This window comes from Agrobacterium sp. rho-13.3 (assembly GCF_033957765.2).
Lineage (GTDB): Bacteria > Pseudomonadota > Alphaproteobacteria > Rhizobiales > Rhizobiaceae > Agrobacterium.
Genome location: NZ_CP192774.1, coordinates 958,843 through 972,178 on the forward strand (window position 1 = coordinate 958,843; position 13,336 = coordinate 972,178).

Genomic DNA, 13,336 nt, shown 5'->3' on the forward strand with positions numbered 1-13,336 from the left:
GTCTTCCCCCATCGTGCTTCTCAAGCCACGTTATGACAATGAATGAACCAACTTGCCAGCCACATAGGTTGCAACGGCGCGACCGCTGAAACGTGCGTCTTCAAACGGCGTGTTCTTGGATCGTGATACCAGATTTTTCTCGGACACCAGCCAGGGCTCATCGAGATCGATCAGCGTGATATCGGCTTTCGCGCCCGGTTTCAGCGTACCCGCATCCAATCCGAAGATTTGCGCGGGGCGGGTGGAGAGCGCGTCGATGAGACGCATCAATGGCACCTGATCGCTGTGGTACAGGCGAAGTGCTGCCGCAAGAATGGTTTCAAGGCCAATCGCGCCGCTGGCCGCATCGGAGAAGGGCAGGCGCTTGGTGTCCACATCCTGCGGATCATGCGATGAGACAATAATGTCGATCGTGCCTTCTTTCAGTGCCTCCACCATGGCCACGCGGTCGTCTTCGGCGCGCAGCGGTGGAGAAAGTTTGAAGAAGGTGCGGTATTCGCCGATGTCGTTTTCGTTCAGCGTCAGGTGGTTGATGGAAATGCCGCAGGTCGCTTTCACGCCCTTGGCCTTTGCCGCCTTGATCGCCTCTGCCGATTCCCGCACGGAAATCTTGGCGGCGTGGTAGTTGGCACGGGTCAATGCCGCGATGCGCAGATCACGCTCCAGCGGAATGATTTCGGCTTCCTTCGGAATGCCGGAAAGGCCGAGCCAGCTTGCCAGCAACCCCTCATTCATATCGCCCTTACCGATATATGGATCGCGGGTTTCAAGCGAAATCACAACGCCCAGCTCGCGTGCATAGGTCATGGCGCGTCGCAGAACCAGCGTGTCGTAAAGTCCCTTGCGACCATTGGTGAAGGCAACGGCACCCGCTTCTTTCAACATGCCGAATTCGGTCATTTCTTCGCCGCGCAGCCCTTTGGTCACAGCTGCTGCCGGGTAGACATTGACGAGCGCCTTGTCACGCGCCGTCTTTTTTACAAATTCCACCAGCGCAATGTCGTCGATGACAGGATCGGTATCCGGCATCACGATCATGCTTGTTACGCCGCCCGCTGCTGCGGCCCGCGATGCAGATTCGATTGTTTCGCGGTGTTCGGCACCCGGTTCGCCTACGAAAACGCGGGCGTCCACCAGACCGGGAACAGCGACCAGCCCCTTGGCATCGCGCACGTTCGTGCCTTCCGGGAAACCCTGGTTCTGCGCGTCCTTGCCTGCGGCTACAATTGTGCCGTCAGCACCGATGATGATCGTCCCGACCTCATCCAGAGTGCGGGAAGGATCGATAATGCGAACATTTTTGAGAACGGTTGCGGTGCTCATACGCGCTCTCCCTGATTTTGCGAAAGAAGAAGCGTTTCCATAACCGCCATGCGCACGGCAACCCCCATTTCCACCTGGCTTTCGATAACGCTCTGCGGTCCATCCGCCACGTCGGACGAGATTTCCACGCCACGGTTCATCGGGCCGGGGTGCATGACGAGCGCGCCTTCCTTGGCAGCCTTCAACTTCTCGGCATCCAGACCGTAATAATGGAAATATTCCCGCACCGAAGGCACGAAGGAGCCAGACATGCGCTCGCGCTGCAAACGCAGCATCATCACCACATCAGCGCCTTTCAGCCCCTCTTTCATATCGTGATACACTTCCACGCTCATGTCAGCGATGCCTGAAGGCAGAAGCGTTGGCGGGGCAACAACCCGCACCCGCGCACCCATCTGGTTCAGCAAGATAATGTTGGAGCGGGCAACGCGCGAATGCAGCACGTCGCCGCAGATCGCAACAGTGATGCCGGAAAGCCTGCCGATGGCGCGGCGGATTGTCAGTGCATCCAGCAGTGCCTGCGTCGGATGTTCATGCTGCCCATCCCCGGCATTGACGACAGAGCAGGCAACCTTTTGTGCCAGAAGTGCCGCGGCACCGGCCGAAGAGTGGCGCACCACCAGCACATCCGGGCGCATGGCATTCAGCGTCATGGCCGTGTCGATCAGCGTTTCGCCTTTTTTGACGGATGAATTGCCCACCGACATGTTCATCACATCTGCGCCAAGGCGTTTCCCGGCAAGCTCGAATGAGGATTGCGTGCGGGTGGAGGCTTCAAAGAACAGGTTGATCTGCGTCAGGCCACGCAAGGTCGTAGTCTTTTTCTCCCGCTGACGGCTGATTTGCACCGCTTCGTCAGCCTTATCGAGAAGAGTGGTAATATCCTGATGGGAAAGCCCCTTGATGCCAAGCAGGTGGCGGTGGGGAAAATAGACCATGGGAATGCCCTCCGGGTCGCAATGCGGCGCTACGCGCTTTCGTTCACGGGTCTATAAAGACAGGTGGCTTTGTCGGCAAGCATGGGATAAGCCGGGTTCGACCTAATACATGCAATAAAATGCGAATCCATATAAAGCCACGCGATGACGAATATGAACCGGACCGAAGAACAGCTTGCCGAACTCAACCAGCCTAACCTCTGGTCCGGCATAAACGCCTATCGCTCAGACCCGTTGATCGTGGATTTGACCTCCAATCTGTCGCGTCCCCTGCGGGATGAATTCGACCAGATCGGACGTTACGTTACCTCGCCGGAAGCGCAGGAACTGGCGCGCATGGCCAACAGCAGCGTGCCGAAACTGCACACCCACGGCCCGCGTGGCGAACGGCTGGATCAGGTGGAATTCCACCCCGCATGGCACGCGCTCATGCGCCGTTCCATGTCGTCAGGCCTGCACAGCAGCGCATGGGAAAACACGCCCGACACACGCGGCAACGAACACCGTGCCCGCGCCACAAAGTTTTATCTCACCTCGCAGCTTGAGTCCGGGCATCTCTGCCCGTTGACCATGACGCACGCTTCTGTGGCCGCGCTCATGGCATCGCCACGCGTGCAGCAGGAATGGACGCCGAAAATCCTGTCGCGCAAATATGATTCCTCACAAAAGCCCGCCATGCAGAAAACCGCCGTGACGATAGGCATGGGCATGACGGAAAAGCAGGGCGGCACGGATGTGCGCGCCAACCGCACGACGGCTGAACGGGTGGGCGAGGGCATCTACCGCTTGTCCGGCCACAAATGGTTCCTGTCTGCGCCCATGAGCGATGGCTTTGTTATGCTGGCCCAGATGGGCGATGGCATGGGTTGCTTCCTCGTGCCGCGTTTTCTGGAGGATGGCTCTGCCAACGGCCTGCATTTCCAGCGCCTGAAGGACAAGCTCGGCAACCGGTCCAATGCTTCTGCCGAGGTCGAGTTTACCGATGCTTTCGGTTACCTCCTGGGCGATCCCGGTGCCGGTATTCGCACCATTCTTGATATGGTGACATTGACGCGGCTGGACTGCGCTCTCTCATCCGCTGGCATGATGCGCGCTTCGCTGGCCGAAGCCGTGCATTATACCCGTGGTCGCAATGTGTTCGGCAAACCGCTGGTCAGCCAGCCGGTGATGACGCGTGTGCTGGGAGACATGGCGCTGGACGTCGCCGCCGCAACGGCACTGTCCTTCCGCCTGGCATCCGCCTTCGATAGCGCCCGCAACAATCCGGCAGAAGCCGCCTATGCCCGCGTTATGACGCCCATCGTCAAATACTGGTGCTGCAAAATCGCACCCGGCCTGATCTATGAGGCCATGGAATGCCTTGGCGGCAACGGTTACGTGGAAGAACGCCCCATCGCCCGCCATTACCGCGAAGCTCCCGTCAATGCCATCTGGGAAGGTTCCGGCAATGTCATGGCGCTGGACGTGCTGCGCGTTCTCCAGCGCGGCAAGGACTTGTTCGATCTCGTCTTCGAAGTTCTGGAACGTGATCTCGGCCCTGCCGGTAAAAAGACCACAGATGTGCTGCGCGCCGCAATTGCCCTGTGTGAACGCGACGAAGGTGCCGCCCGCCTGCTGGTCGAACAGTTCGCACTCGCCGCCGCTGCCGCCGAACTCTGCCGCATCGGTGCTGGCCGCATCGCCGACGCCTTTCTCGAAACCCGCCTGGCCGGCGGCTTCCGCCACACCTACGGCATGCTGGATAGCCGGTTTGATCCGACATACATCATTGATCTGCTGTATCCGCCGGTGGCGTGAGGTTGAGGAGTTTGAGAATGGCGGAGCCACGAGAAAGCCTCGAAGTCGCCAAGCGGCGAGCTTTACAGGAGGCTGTGCAGCTAGGCTTCCTCGATCTAAAAGAGGGGCGCTTTGTGGACGTTACTGACGATGAACTAGAAAGTTTACTGTCTGTATTGGGCAGCGCTGATCAGGCTTTGATGCATAAGGGCAAATTTCCGGATGTCGAAGGCCACTCGGAATAACCTCATTGCACCCAGACAAAGGCGGTGACGTTAATCACTCACCGGGGTGAATGCGATGGTTTTTGTCATTGCGTTCATTGATCCGCACGGCGATCCAGCCAGCGGTTACAATTGTCACTGGCAAGGCGATATAGAAGAAAAGTTCCATTCCAGTCATCTCAACCCTCCAAGGGTACGTCTTGCCAGCAAATGTAATGCAACTGCGGCGGAAAGCCAAATCACGGTTCCAATAGCTGTGCTGACAGACATTGCGGGGGAACCGGATATATGGCTTGCTATGCTTGCAGCAGGCGCAATAAGTCCAGCGACAACACATGCCGTTGAAGCTCTATCAAGAGAATTCGCAAGTAGCTTTGTGCGTTCGTTGTGTATCAGCGTCATGTGGTGGCTGCTCTGTTCCCTTATGGGTTGAAATTGATAGTGGATGAAGGTGATGATGGGAAGCATGTCCAACGTCATCCACAAAAACCTTCACCTCCAAACCATCCCCGCATTGCCGCATCGTTAACCCTTTGCTAACTCCGTTGTCCAAGTCACCACACGGAGAATCGCTCGCACCATGCTGGCCATCGATGGCACTGCTGCCCAGACTGCACCGGAAAAGCGCGTCAAGGATCGCGCTGCGACCGAGAAGGCGATTTTCAATGCGGCAAAGGCATTGTTGGCGGAAGAGGGTTTTCAGGGCTTTGGCATCAATGCCGTGGCGCGGCGTGCGGGGTGCGACAAGCAGCTGATCTACCGTTACTTCAGTGGCCTTGAGGGGCTGATCGCGGCGATTGGCGAAGACCTCGGCTCATGGGTGAAGGATCGTATTCCCGAAGATACCGGCGGCATGTTTCTGCTGACCTACGGCGATCTGATGGAGAAACTGGCGCTTTATTACATTGAAGCGCTGCGCAGTGACCCGCTGGTGTGCAAGATCATCGCGTGGGAAGTGTCTGAAAACACGCCGCAGGTCAAACAACTGGCCGATGCACGCGCCAAGGCGCTGGCCAAATGGCTGGAGAAAATGCGCGGTTCGCTTGAGGCACCGAAAGGCGTCGATACCGCAGCGGTCAATGCCGTGTTGTTTGCCGCCATCCAGCACCTTGTCATCGCTGCTGCCACCAACGGTCAGTTTGCCGGTGTTGCGCTGAAAAATGCCAGGGATTGGGATAAAATCGGTACAGCGGTGAAGCGCATCGTGCGCGGCGTTTACGGCTGATTCAATAAATATTAGTTTTATCTAATTTATTTTGGGGCCGTCTGGCCCCTTGGCGCGTTGTTACGTCATACTTATCCACAGCCGCACGGTTTTCGTTAACCATAAAGCCAAGTTTTGTTTGCCCGTGCGCGGTGGTGAGATCATGATGTTAATGAATTGTTAACCATGTGCCTGTGGGCGCGTGAATAAGGAACCGCCGTGACCCGATGGATATCCTTGATCGTCATGATGACGTTCTTCGCCATGCTGCCGTTGGACATTGACGTTCCAACGGTCAATCTGTGCCTTATGGCCTGCCTGCGCTGGGCGGTTATTGCTGCTGTTCCTGACACCCTGTTTGCGCGGGAGCAGATGGCATGAAGTGGTTTTTGATTCTCTGGGCCGGTCCCATCGTGCTGTTAAGCAGCTGGTACTCGCTGTCCTATTACGACATGAGCTTCGGCATTTTCATGCTCACACGGCAGGCGCATGATCTGGTATTTTCCGTTTACGGAAACATTCTCGGCATTCCACCGGAAACAATTCCGCCGCTGGTCGTGCGGGCGGTTGCGGTCGATAGCCTGATTGTGTTCGCGATCATCGCGTTTCGCAAGAGAAAGCAGATTGCCGCCTGGTGGCGCGCACGTCAGTCTTCCAAGGCTGCTGCTTCTCTGCCAAGCCCGGATAGCCTGTCCAGCGCGCCTTGAAGAATGAAGCTGGCGGCTGCCGAATCGATGCGTTCGGCCCGCTTGGCGCGTGATACGTCCATTTCCAGAAGTGCCCGCTCGGCAGCAACGGTGGATAACCGCTCATCCCAATAAACGAAGGGCAGGTCGGTTTTCTCGCTCATGGCGCGCACGAAGGCGCGTGTCGCCTGAACCCTCGGCCCCGCAGAACCATCCATGTTCATCGGCAGGCCGATCACAAAGGCCGCAACCTTTTCCTTCTGCGCAAAATCCAGCAGTACCTGCGCATCCGGCGTAAACTTCACGCGTTTGATAACGGTGCGCGGCGTGGCAAAACGGCGCGAAAGATCGGACATGGCAAGACCGATTGTTTTCGTGCCAAGGTCCAGCCCGGCTATGGCCTGTCCCGGTTGAAGGAAAACGGCCAGCTCTTCGATTGTCAGCGTTGCCATAGTCTTACCTCAGCGTTTGCGAACGAATTCCGTGCGCAAGACAAGTCCCTTGATGGCATCGTGCCTGCAATCGATCTCTTCGGGATTGTCCGTCAGCCGAATGGACTTTATGACCGTGCCTTGTTTCAGCGTCGTGCCAGCACCCTTGACCTTCAAATCCTTGATAAGCGACACGGAATCTCCGTCCACCAGAAGGTTGCCTGCCGCATCGCGAACTTCATTGGCGGCAGCCGTCTGTGCCGTTATTTCAGAAGCCGGGCGCCATTCACCAGTCGCTTCGTCATACACATATTCGTCATCATCAGCGGCCATGTTCGCAGTTCCAAAATAGTCTGAGGGGCGGTTGCATGACGTGTCCTATGTCACAATATACCAGCAATACAAAGGAGAACTTCCATGAAACTGACCTGGCTCGGCCACTCCGCATTCCGCATTGAAACCGGAAACGCGAAAATCCTCATCGACCCGTTCTTCACTGGAAATCCAGGTTTTGCGGACCAGAATGCCAAGGATGCCGCCAGCGGCATCACCCATATTCTCCTGACCCACGGTCATGGCGACCATGTAGGCGACACCATTCAACTCGCCAGTGAAACCGGCGCAACCGTGCTGGCCAACGCCGATCTCGCCGCATGGCTCGGCTCCAAGGGCGTGTCGAAGCTGGAAATGGGCAACACCGGCGGCACGATCTCCTTCGATGGTTTCTCCGCCACCTTCACCAACGCGCTGCACTCCTCCGCGCAGATTACCGAAGACGGCACCTCCCATTCGCTGGGCAGCGCCAACGGCCTGATGCTGCATTTCGAAGATGGCCCCACCGTCTACCACATGGGCGATACGGATATCTTCTCGGATATGGCTTTGATCAAGGAACTGCACGAGCCGGATATCGGCCTCGTTCCGATCGGCGATCGCTTCACCATGGGCGGCGCGGTCGCGGCTCTGGCCTGCCAGCGCTTTTTCAAATTCCGCAACGTCATCCCCTGCCACTACGGCACTTTCCCCATCATCGATCAGACACCGGAGAAGTTCGTAGCGGGGATGGACGGCTCGGAAACCCGCGTCGATACGCCAAACGCTGGTCAGGTGCTCTCGTTCTGATTTGAAATTTTAGGCAACGGAGCTGGACCTAATAATTACACATCTGGTCCAGTTTTGAATCTATGGAGGAGTAATGCCTATTCATAATCGGAAAGACATTCTCGGTCGAATAGTGGGCGGGGACATTTTCTACGCGACCAGTGATGATGGCCTGCCGCTGATCTGTTTGGTAGAGCTTGTCACATCGACCACCATTATGGTCAGGACCATTACCACGCAGCTCAAGTTCGAGTTCGACCGCGAAACTGGAGTTGGAGAGTGGCCAGCATCCGACATTCGCCCAAAAGCGATCTCGTGCAGGATAAAATCCGTCGCGCCGCTGCCAATTCAAATACACGACGTTTTCATCGGCTTAGATCGTAAGTCGAGGCTGGAAAACGAAATGGACCGTATCAAATTGAACGATGCGGAGAAGGATGCGTTATTTTTTTACAGAGGTCACTACGAGGCAAATCCTCTGCCAGCCTAGTCATCATTTTTTGATTTCGAACGCTATGGAACAATTGCTGGGTAATGGGCTGCTTGAATCTCGATGATCTTGGTACGCTTCAGGCGATTTAGGCCTAATCCAAACCGATCCCGGTTGCGAATGACGGACATGGACATTATAGCGTTAGGAAAATACCTACCGGAGTAGAACCATGTCCGTCGATCTTGCCACCGTGAAGCGTGTTGCGCGCCTTGCCCGTATTGCCGTCAACGAAGAAGAAGCCAACACCATGCTTGGCCAGTTGAATGGTATTCTCGGTTTCGTGGAGCAGCTTTCGGAAGTCAATGTGGATGGCGTGGAGCCGATGACGTCCGTGACCCCGGTTGCGATGAAGAAGCGCACCGATGTGGTGAATGACGGGAACAAGGCCGACGATATCGTTGCCAATGCGCCCAACACAGACCGCAATTTCTTCCTCGTTCCGAAGGTGGTCGAGTAAGCATTCTAGCTTTACTCCCGCCCGTCCGATCTTAAAAAAATTCGAAAGCCGTTGCCGATATGACCGACCTGACCAGCCTGACCATTGCCGAAGCGCGTGACAAACTGAAGGCAAAGGAATTCACCGCCGTCGAACTGACGGATGCCTATTTGAGTGCCGTTGATGCCGCCAATGAAAAGCTGAACACCTATGTCGCAGTGACGCCTGAAAAGGCCCGCGAGATGGCAAAGGCGTCCGATGCCAAGTTGTCCGCTGGCAATGGCGGTGCGCTGGAAGGCATTCCGCTCGGTGTGAAAGATCTGTTCGCCACTCGCGATATCCACACGCAGGCCTGCTCTCACGTTCTGGACGGCTTCAAGCCGAAATACGAATCGACCGTCACCCAAAACCTGTGGGATGATGGTGCGGTCATGCTCGGCAAGCTCAACATGGACGAATTCGCCATGGGCTCGTCCAACGAAAGCTCCTATTACGGCCCGGTCGTCAACCCTTGGCGTGCCAATGGTTCGGAAACGAAGCTCGTTCCCGGCGGCTCTTCCGGTGGTTCTGCCGCTGCGGTTGCCGCGCACCTGTGCGCTGGCGCAACAGCCACAGATACCGGCGGCTCCATCCGCCAGCCCGCAGCCTTCACCGGCACCGTCGGCATCAAGCCAACCTATGGCCGCGTCTCGCGCTGGGGCATTGTTGCCTATGCATCCTCGCTCGATCAGGCAGGCCCGATTGCCCGCGACGTGCGCGATGCCGCAATTCTTCTGAAATCCATGGCCAGCGTCGATGCGAAGGACACCACCTCCGTTGACCTGCCGGTGCCGGATTATGAAAAGGCCATTGGCCAGTCCCTGAAGGGTCTCAAGATCGGTATCCCCAAGGAATACCGCGTGGATGGTATGCCGGAAGAAATCGAAAAACTCTGGGCGCAGGGCGTGGCATGGCTGAAAGACGCCGGTGCCGAAGTCGTCGATATCTCGCTGCCACACACGAAATACGCGCTGCCAGCCTATTACATCGTCGCTCCAGCCGAAGCCTCGTCCAACCTTGCCCGTTACGATGGCGTTCGCTACGGCCTGCGCGTGGATGGCAAGGACATTGCTGACATGTACGAGAAGAGCCGCGCCGCCGGTTTCGGCTCGGAAGTCAAACGCCGCATCATGGTTGGCACTTACGTGCTATCCGCCGGTTATTACGACGCCTATTATCTGAAAGCCCAGAAGGTCCGCACCCTCATCAAGCGCGACTTCGAAAACGTCTTCCACGAAGGTGTGGATGCGGTGCTGGCACCGATCACACCATCGTCAGCCTTCGAAATTGGCGACAAGGAACTGGCGGCTGATCCGGTCAAGATGTACCTGCAAGACGTCTTCACCATCACCGTCAACATGGCCGGTCTGCCAGCCCTGTCCGTGCCAGCCGGTCTGGACGGCAAGGGTCTCCCCCTCGGCCTCCAGCTCATCGGCAAACCGTTTGAGGAAGAGACCTTGTTCAAGACGGCCTATGCGATTGAACAGGCAGCGGGCAAGTTCACGCCTGCCAAGTGGTGGTAAGCGGTCTCAAAATTCGAGCCATAACCGAGGCCGACCGTAAAACGGTCGGCCTCGTTGGTTTTGCGGCATGGCAATCCAGTGATGCTTTCGAAGAGAGCTACCTCGACCCTGTCGTGATTGAGCGCGTGCGTGGAGAGTTCGAATGTTTCGCTCAAGATGCTGACGTCGATATCGTCGTTGCGGACAAAGACGGCGTGGTTGTTGGCTGGGGCGCTCGCGGTGAAGAGCCAGATTATATTTCCGACCTTTGGGTTGACCCCAACTGGCAAGGAAACGGGATCGGCAGGCAATTGATCGAACACTTCATCGACCAAATGCGCCGCGCCAACCTGCACCTCGCAAAAATCTCAACCCACGCAGCCAACGGCGCAGCAATCCGTCTTTATGAACGCTGTGGGTTTAGTATCGTTTGGCGGGGTGCTCAGTGGTCGCAGAGCATGCGGGTGGAACTCCAGAAAGTTCGGCTTGAAAAGCTGCTTTGATCGTTATTGTCTGGACTCAGGCCTCTGCACGAACGTGCGGGGCCTTTTTGTGCTTTGGGATGAGGCTATCGGCGCGACGGTAGCAGCCCTCATCCTGAGGTGCCCCGCAGGGGCCTCGAAGGACGAGGGATGCGGGCGACATGCGCCAACCAACGGCTGCTTCGAGGCTCCGGCTTCGCCTGCGCGCCTCAGCATGAGGACGGTGGGTGAGGCCTGCCCATTATGACACCCCACATTCAAGACAATTAAACATTAAAATCAAAACCCTAACCAAAAACCGCACCCCCTTTATGAAATTTTCGCAACTTTCTCCACACGCGCCAAACCTGCTGCACACTATCCCCGTTCCGTCGCGGATACACCAGAAGGCGTTCTGGCGAGGCGGGGCCGGCGCTGGGGGTGGGAAGACGACGCACAGTCTCATCCTTCAGGGTTCGTGAGAATGGCCACCTCCGGCGACAAGGGAGGTGCAGGGGCAAAGTCGGACCTTTGACCATGCACCAGTCCCAGTCAGTGCGCCGGGTTTGCTTGCGCAGCATGCAACGGGGTGGGCAGACATGGTTTCGGTGTTTCACGTCCGGCTGGTTGGCCAGTGAAGCAGCGACGGTGCGGCAAGTGTTGTGCGGTTTTCCCGGCAGCATGTTCCCGCGCAGCAGGAACACCATGTCTGTCTGCCCCGGCAGATCGGCCGAGTTCACGAGCATAAACCGCTGAACGGGGCGCCGCGAGGTGTCATTTTATTCTACCCCTTACGAGGCAGCTTGCAGCGCCCCGTCCGACATACCATGGCCGAGCGCATCGGACCGAAAAGTGTGAAGCGGTTTTCGGATAATCCGATGCGAAAATAAGGCGGTGGAAATAGAAGAAGATCAAACCACGGGCAGACCCTGCCGCGTGAACGGCGAAGCTTGTTTATGGTTCGGCCGGGATATTTGAAAAGGAGATATGCGACACACCAACACGAACCCGCATCTTCGTTTAAAAAAATGCTGCACCGTGTCGGCTGGCGCGTTACTTCTTCGTCTTACAATGGAGAAGGAGATCGAGATGCACTACGCCATCCTGTGTTACGCCGATGAAGACACCGTTTTTGCCTGGTCCAAGGAAGAGGAGGCGGCTGTCATGGAGAAGCTTTATGCGGTTCAGGAACCGTTGGCGAAGGCAGGCAAGCTTGGTCCCACCGGGCGGCTGATGCCGACCACCACAGCCACCACCGTTCGCAAGGGCAAGGAAGAACCGTTGGTTCTGGATGGTCCTTTCGCTGAAACCAAGGAAGTGCTGCTCGGTTTCTATACGGTGGATGCGGAAAATCTGGATGAGGCGGTGGATTTCGCCAAGCAACTGTCCGCCGTCAATCCCGGCTCCACCTCCTATGAAATCCGGCCATTCTACGTCTTTCACCCCACAGGCGCACCCAAATGACAGACATCGCATGGATCGACCTTGCTCTCACGGCGGCGCGTCCGCAGGCGCTGGGCGCATTGCTGCGTTATTTCCGTGATCTGGATATGGCCGAAGAAGCCTTTCAGGAAGCGTGCCTTCGCGCCGTGCGGACATGGCCGGAAAAAGGCCCGCCGCGGGATGCCGCAGCATGGTTGATCTTTGTGGGCCGCAACAGCGGCGTCGATGCCCTGCGCAAACGCTCCAAATCCGTCCCTTTGCCGGATGAGGATGTGCTGTCGGACCTTTCCGATGCGGAAGCCGATATGGCCGAACGGCTGGATAGCTCCAATTACCGGGATGATATTCTGCGGTTGATGTTCGTCTGCTGCCACCCGGATCTGCCCTCCACCCAGCAGATCGCACTTGCCCTTCGCATCGTCTCCGGCCTCAGCGTCACGCAGATTGCCCGCGCCTTTCTGGTCAGCGATGCGGCGATGGAACAGCGCATTACCCGCGCCAAGGCCCGTGTGGCGAAAGCGGGCGTTCCCTTTGAAACACCCAGTGCATGGGAGCGGCAGGAGCGGTTCGGCAAGGTCTGCGCCATGCTTTATCTCGTGTTCAACGAGGGATATTCGGCGGCCATTTCCAACCCCAACAGCACCGCCCTCTGTGAAGAAGCCATCCGGCTGGCCCGCATTCTGCTGCGCATCTTCCCGTCGGAAACGGAAATCATGGGCTTGCTGGCCCTGATGCTTCTTCAACATTCCCGCCGAAACACAAGGTTCTCACCAGGCGGTGACATTATCCTGCTGGACGATCAGGACCGCGATGCATGGGACAGGCCCATCATCGATGAAGCGCTGGCGCTGCTGGATAAAGCCATGCGCCACCGCAAGCCCGGACCTTACCAGCTTCAAGCGGCCATTGCGGCACTTCATGCCCGCGCGGTCACGGCAAAGGATACCGACTGGTTCGGCATCGATCTGCTCTATCAGGCGCTGGAACACATTCAACCGTCGCCGGTGGTTACGCTGAACCGCGCCGTGGCCGTCTCCAAGGTTGACGGGCCGGAGGCAGCACTTGAGGTGCTTGAAACGCTGGATGACAAGCTGGATGCGTATTTCTATTTCCACGGCGTTCGCGGCGGATTGTTGATGCAGGCGGGCAGGGCCGTGGAAGCGCGTGAGGCCTTCAACCGCGCCATAGCGCTGGCCAACACCACGGCGGAAGCCGCCCATATCCGCCAGCAGCTGGACAAGCTTTCTCTGGAAAATACAAAATAATATCCGGCACCGTG

Annotated in this window: 17 protein-coding genes; 12 read left to right on the forward strand and 5 right to left on the reverse strand. The window is 57.3% G+C overall.

Annotated elements, in window-relative coordinates; genetic code table 11:
- Positions 1-30: 30 nt before the first annotated feature.
- Positions 31-1,323, reverse strand: a complete 1,293-nt coding sequence (locus tag RMR16_RS04785; protein WP_320201918.1) for a dihydroorotase — start codon at positions 1,321-1,323, stop codon at positions 31-33.
- Entirely contained in the window at positions 1,320-2,261 is a 942-nt protein-coding gene (locus tag RMR16_RS04790; protein ID WP_320201917.1) for an aspartate carbamoyltransferase catalytic subunit, read from the reverse strand. The genes RMR16_RS04785 and RMR16_RS04790 overlap by 4 nt, the downstream gene beginning before the upstream one ends.
- A gap of 144 nt (positions 2,262-2,405) precedes the next feature.
- Between RMR16_RS04790 and RMR16_RS04795 the strand changes: the two genes are divergently transcribed.
- Positions 2,406-4,058, forward strand: a complete 1,653-nt coding sequence (locus tag RMR16_RS04795; protein WP_320201916.1) for an acyl-CoA dehydrogenase family protein — start codon at positions 2,406-2,408, stop codon at positions 4,056-4,058.
- Between the two features lie 17 nt (positions 4,059-4,075).
- Entirely contained in the window at positions 4,076-4,282 is a 207-nt protein-coding gene (locus RMR16_RS04800) for a hypothetical protein (protein WP_320201915.1), read from the forward strand.
- Between the two features lie 34 nt (positions 4,283-4,316).
- Here the strand turns inward: RMR16_RS04800 and RMR16_RS04805 are convergent, their stop codons facing one another.
- Complete coding sequence (locus RMR16_RS04805; protein WP_320201914.1) at positions 4,317-4,439, reverse strand: hypothetical protein; 123 nt, start codon at positions 4,437-4,439, stop codon at positions 4,317-4,319.
- A gap of 402 nt (positions 4,440-4,841) precedes the next feature.
- Here RMR16_RS04805 and RMR16_RS04810 point away from each other — a divergent pair, with 402 nt between their 5' ends.
- The 3 genes from RMR16_RS04810 to RMR16_RS04820 all read left to right on the forward strand — a co-directional run bounded on the left by RMR16_RS04810 (position 4,842) and on the right by RMR16_RS04820 (position 6,172).
- The gene (locus RMR16_RS04810; protein ID WP_320201913.1) at positions 4,842-5,486 is read left to right on the forward strand and encodes a TetR/AcrR family transcriptional regulator; all 645 of its coding nucleotides are present in this window, start codon (positions 4,842-4,844) and stop codon (positions 5,484-5,486) included.
- Between the two features lie 198 nt (positions 5,487-5,684).
- A complete protein-coding gene (locus RMR16_RS04815; RefSeq protein WP_320201958.1) occupies positions 5,685-5,846 on the forward strand; it encodes a hypothetical protein in 162 nt (53 codons plus the stop codon).
- Positions 5,843-6,172 carry a DUF6105 family protein gene (locus RMR16_RS04820; protein WP_320201912.1) on the forward strand — a complete coding sequence of 110 codons (330 nt, stop codon included), beginning with the start codon at positions 5,843-5,845 and terminating at the stop codon, positions 6,170-6,172. The genes RMR16_RS04815 and RMR16_RS04820 overlap by 4 nt, the downstream gene beginning before the upstream one ends.
- Here the strand turns inward: RMR16_RS04820 and ruvX are convergent.
- Together ruvX and RMR16_RS04830 are read right to left on the reverse strand one after the other, a co-directional pair.
- Complete coding sequence (gene ruvX / locus RMR16_RS04825; protein ID WP_320201911.1) at positions 6,112-6,603, reverse strand: Holliday junction resolvase RuvX; 492 nt, start codon at positions 6,601-6,603, stop codon at positions 6,112-6,114. The genes RMR16_RS04820 and ruvX overlap by 61 nt on opposite strands.
- Positions 6,604-6,612: 9 nt before the next feature.
- On the reverse strand, positions 6,613-6,915 hold the full coding sequence (locus RMR16_RS04830) for an alkylphosphonate utilization protein (RefSeq protein ID WP_320201910.1): 303 nt from the start codon (positions 6,913-6,915) through the stop codon (positions 6,613-6,615).
- Between the two features lie 84 nt (positions 6,916-6,999).
- On the opposite strand from RMR16_RS04830, the gene RMR16_RS04835 reads away from it, so the two are divergent.
- From RMR16_RS04835 to RMR16_RS04865, 7 genes are all read left to right on the forward strand, one after another.
- Entirely contained in the window at positions 7,000-7,704 is a 705-nt protein-coding gene (locus RMR16_RS04835; RefSeq protein WP_320201909.1) for a metal-dependent hydrolase, read from the forward strand.
- Positions 7,705-7,777: 73 nt separating this feature from the next.
- Positions 7,778-8,173, forward strand: coding sequence for a hypothetical protein (locus RMR16_RS04840; RefSeq protein WP_320201908.1), 396 nt, complete (start codon positions 7,778-7,780; stop codon positions 8,171-8,173).
- Positions 8,174-8,345: 172 nt separating this feature from the next.
- Positions 8,346-8,633: an Asp-tRNA(Asn)/Glu-tRNA(Gln) amidotransferase subunit GatC gene (gene gatC, locus RMR16_RS04845; protein WP_320201907.1), complete on the forward strand. Its 288-nt coding sequence runs from the start codon at positions 8,346-8,348 to the stop codon at positions 8,631-8,633.
- A gap of 59 nt (positions 8,634-8,692) precedes the next feature.
- Positions 8,693-10,174, forward strand: a complete 1,482-nt coding sequence (gene gatA / locus RMR16_RS04850) for an Asp-tRNA(Asn)/Glu-tRNA(Gln) amidotransferase subunit GatA (RefSeq protein WP_320201906.1) — start codon at positions 8,693-8,695, stop codon at positions 10,172-10,174.
- Entirely contained in the window at positions 10,165-10,656 is a 492-nt protein-coding gene (locus RMR16_RS04855) for a GNAT family N-acetyltransferase (protein WP_320201905.1), read from the forward strand. Before gatA ends, RMR16_RS04855 begins: the two co-directional genes overlap by 10 nt.
- A gap of 1,047 nt (positions 10,657-11,703) precedes the next feature.
- A complete protein-coding gene (locus tag RMR16_RS04860) occupies positions 11,704-12,078 on the forward strand; it encodes a YciI family protein (protein ID WP_320200103.1) in 375 nt (124 codons plus the stop codon).
- Positions 12,075-13,322, forward strand: coding sequence for an RNA polymerase sigma factor (locus RMR16_RS04865; RefSeq protein WP_320200102.1), 1,248 nt, complete (start codon positions 12,075-12,077; stop codon positions 13,320-13,322). The genes RMR16_RS04860 and RMR16_RS04865 overlap by 4 nt, the downstream gene beginning before the upstream one ends.
- The last annotated feature ends 14 nt before the right edge of the window (positions 13,323-13,336 follow it).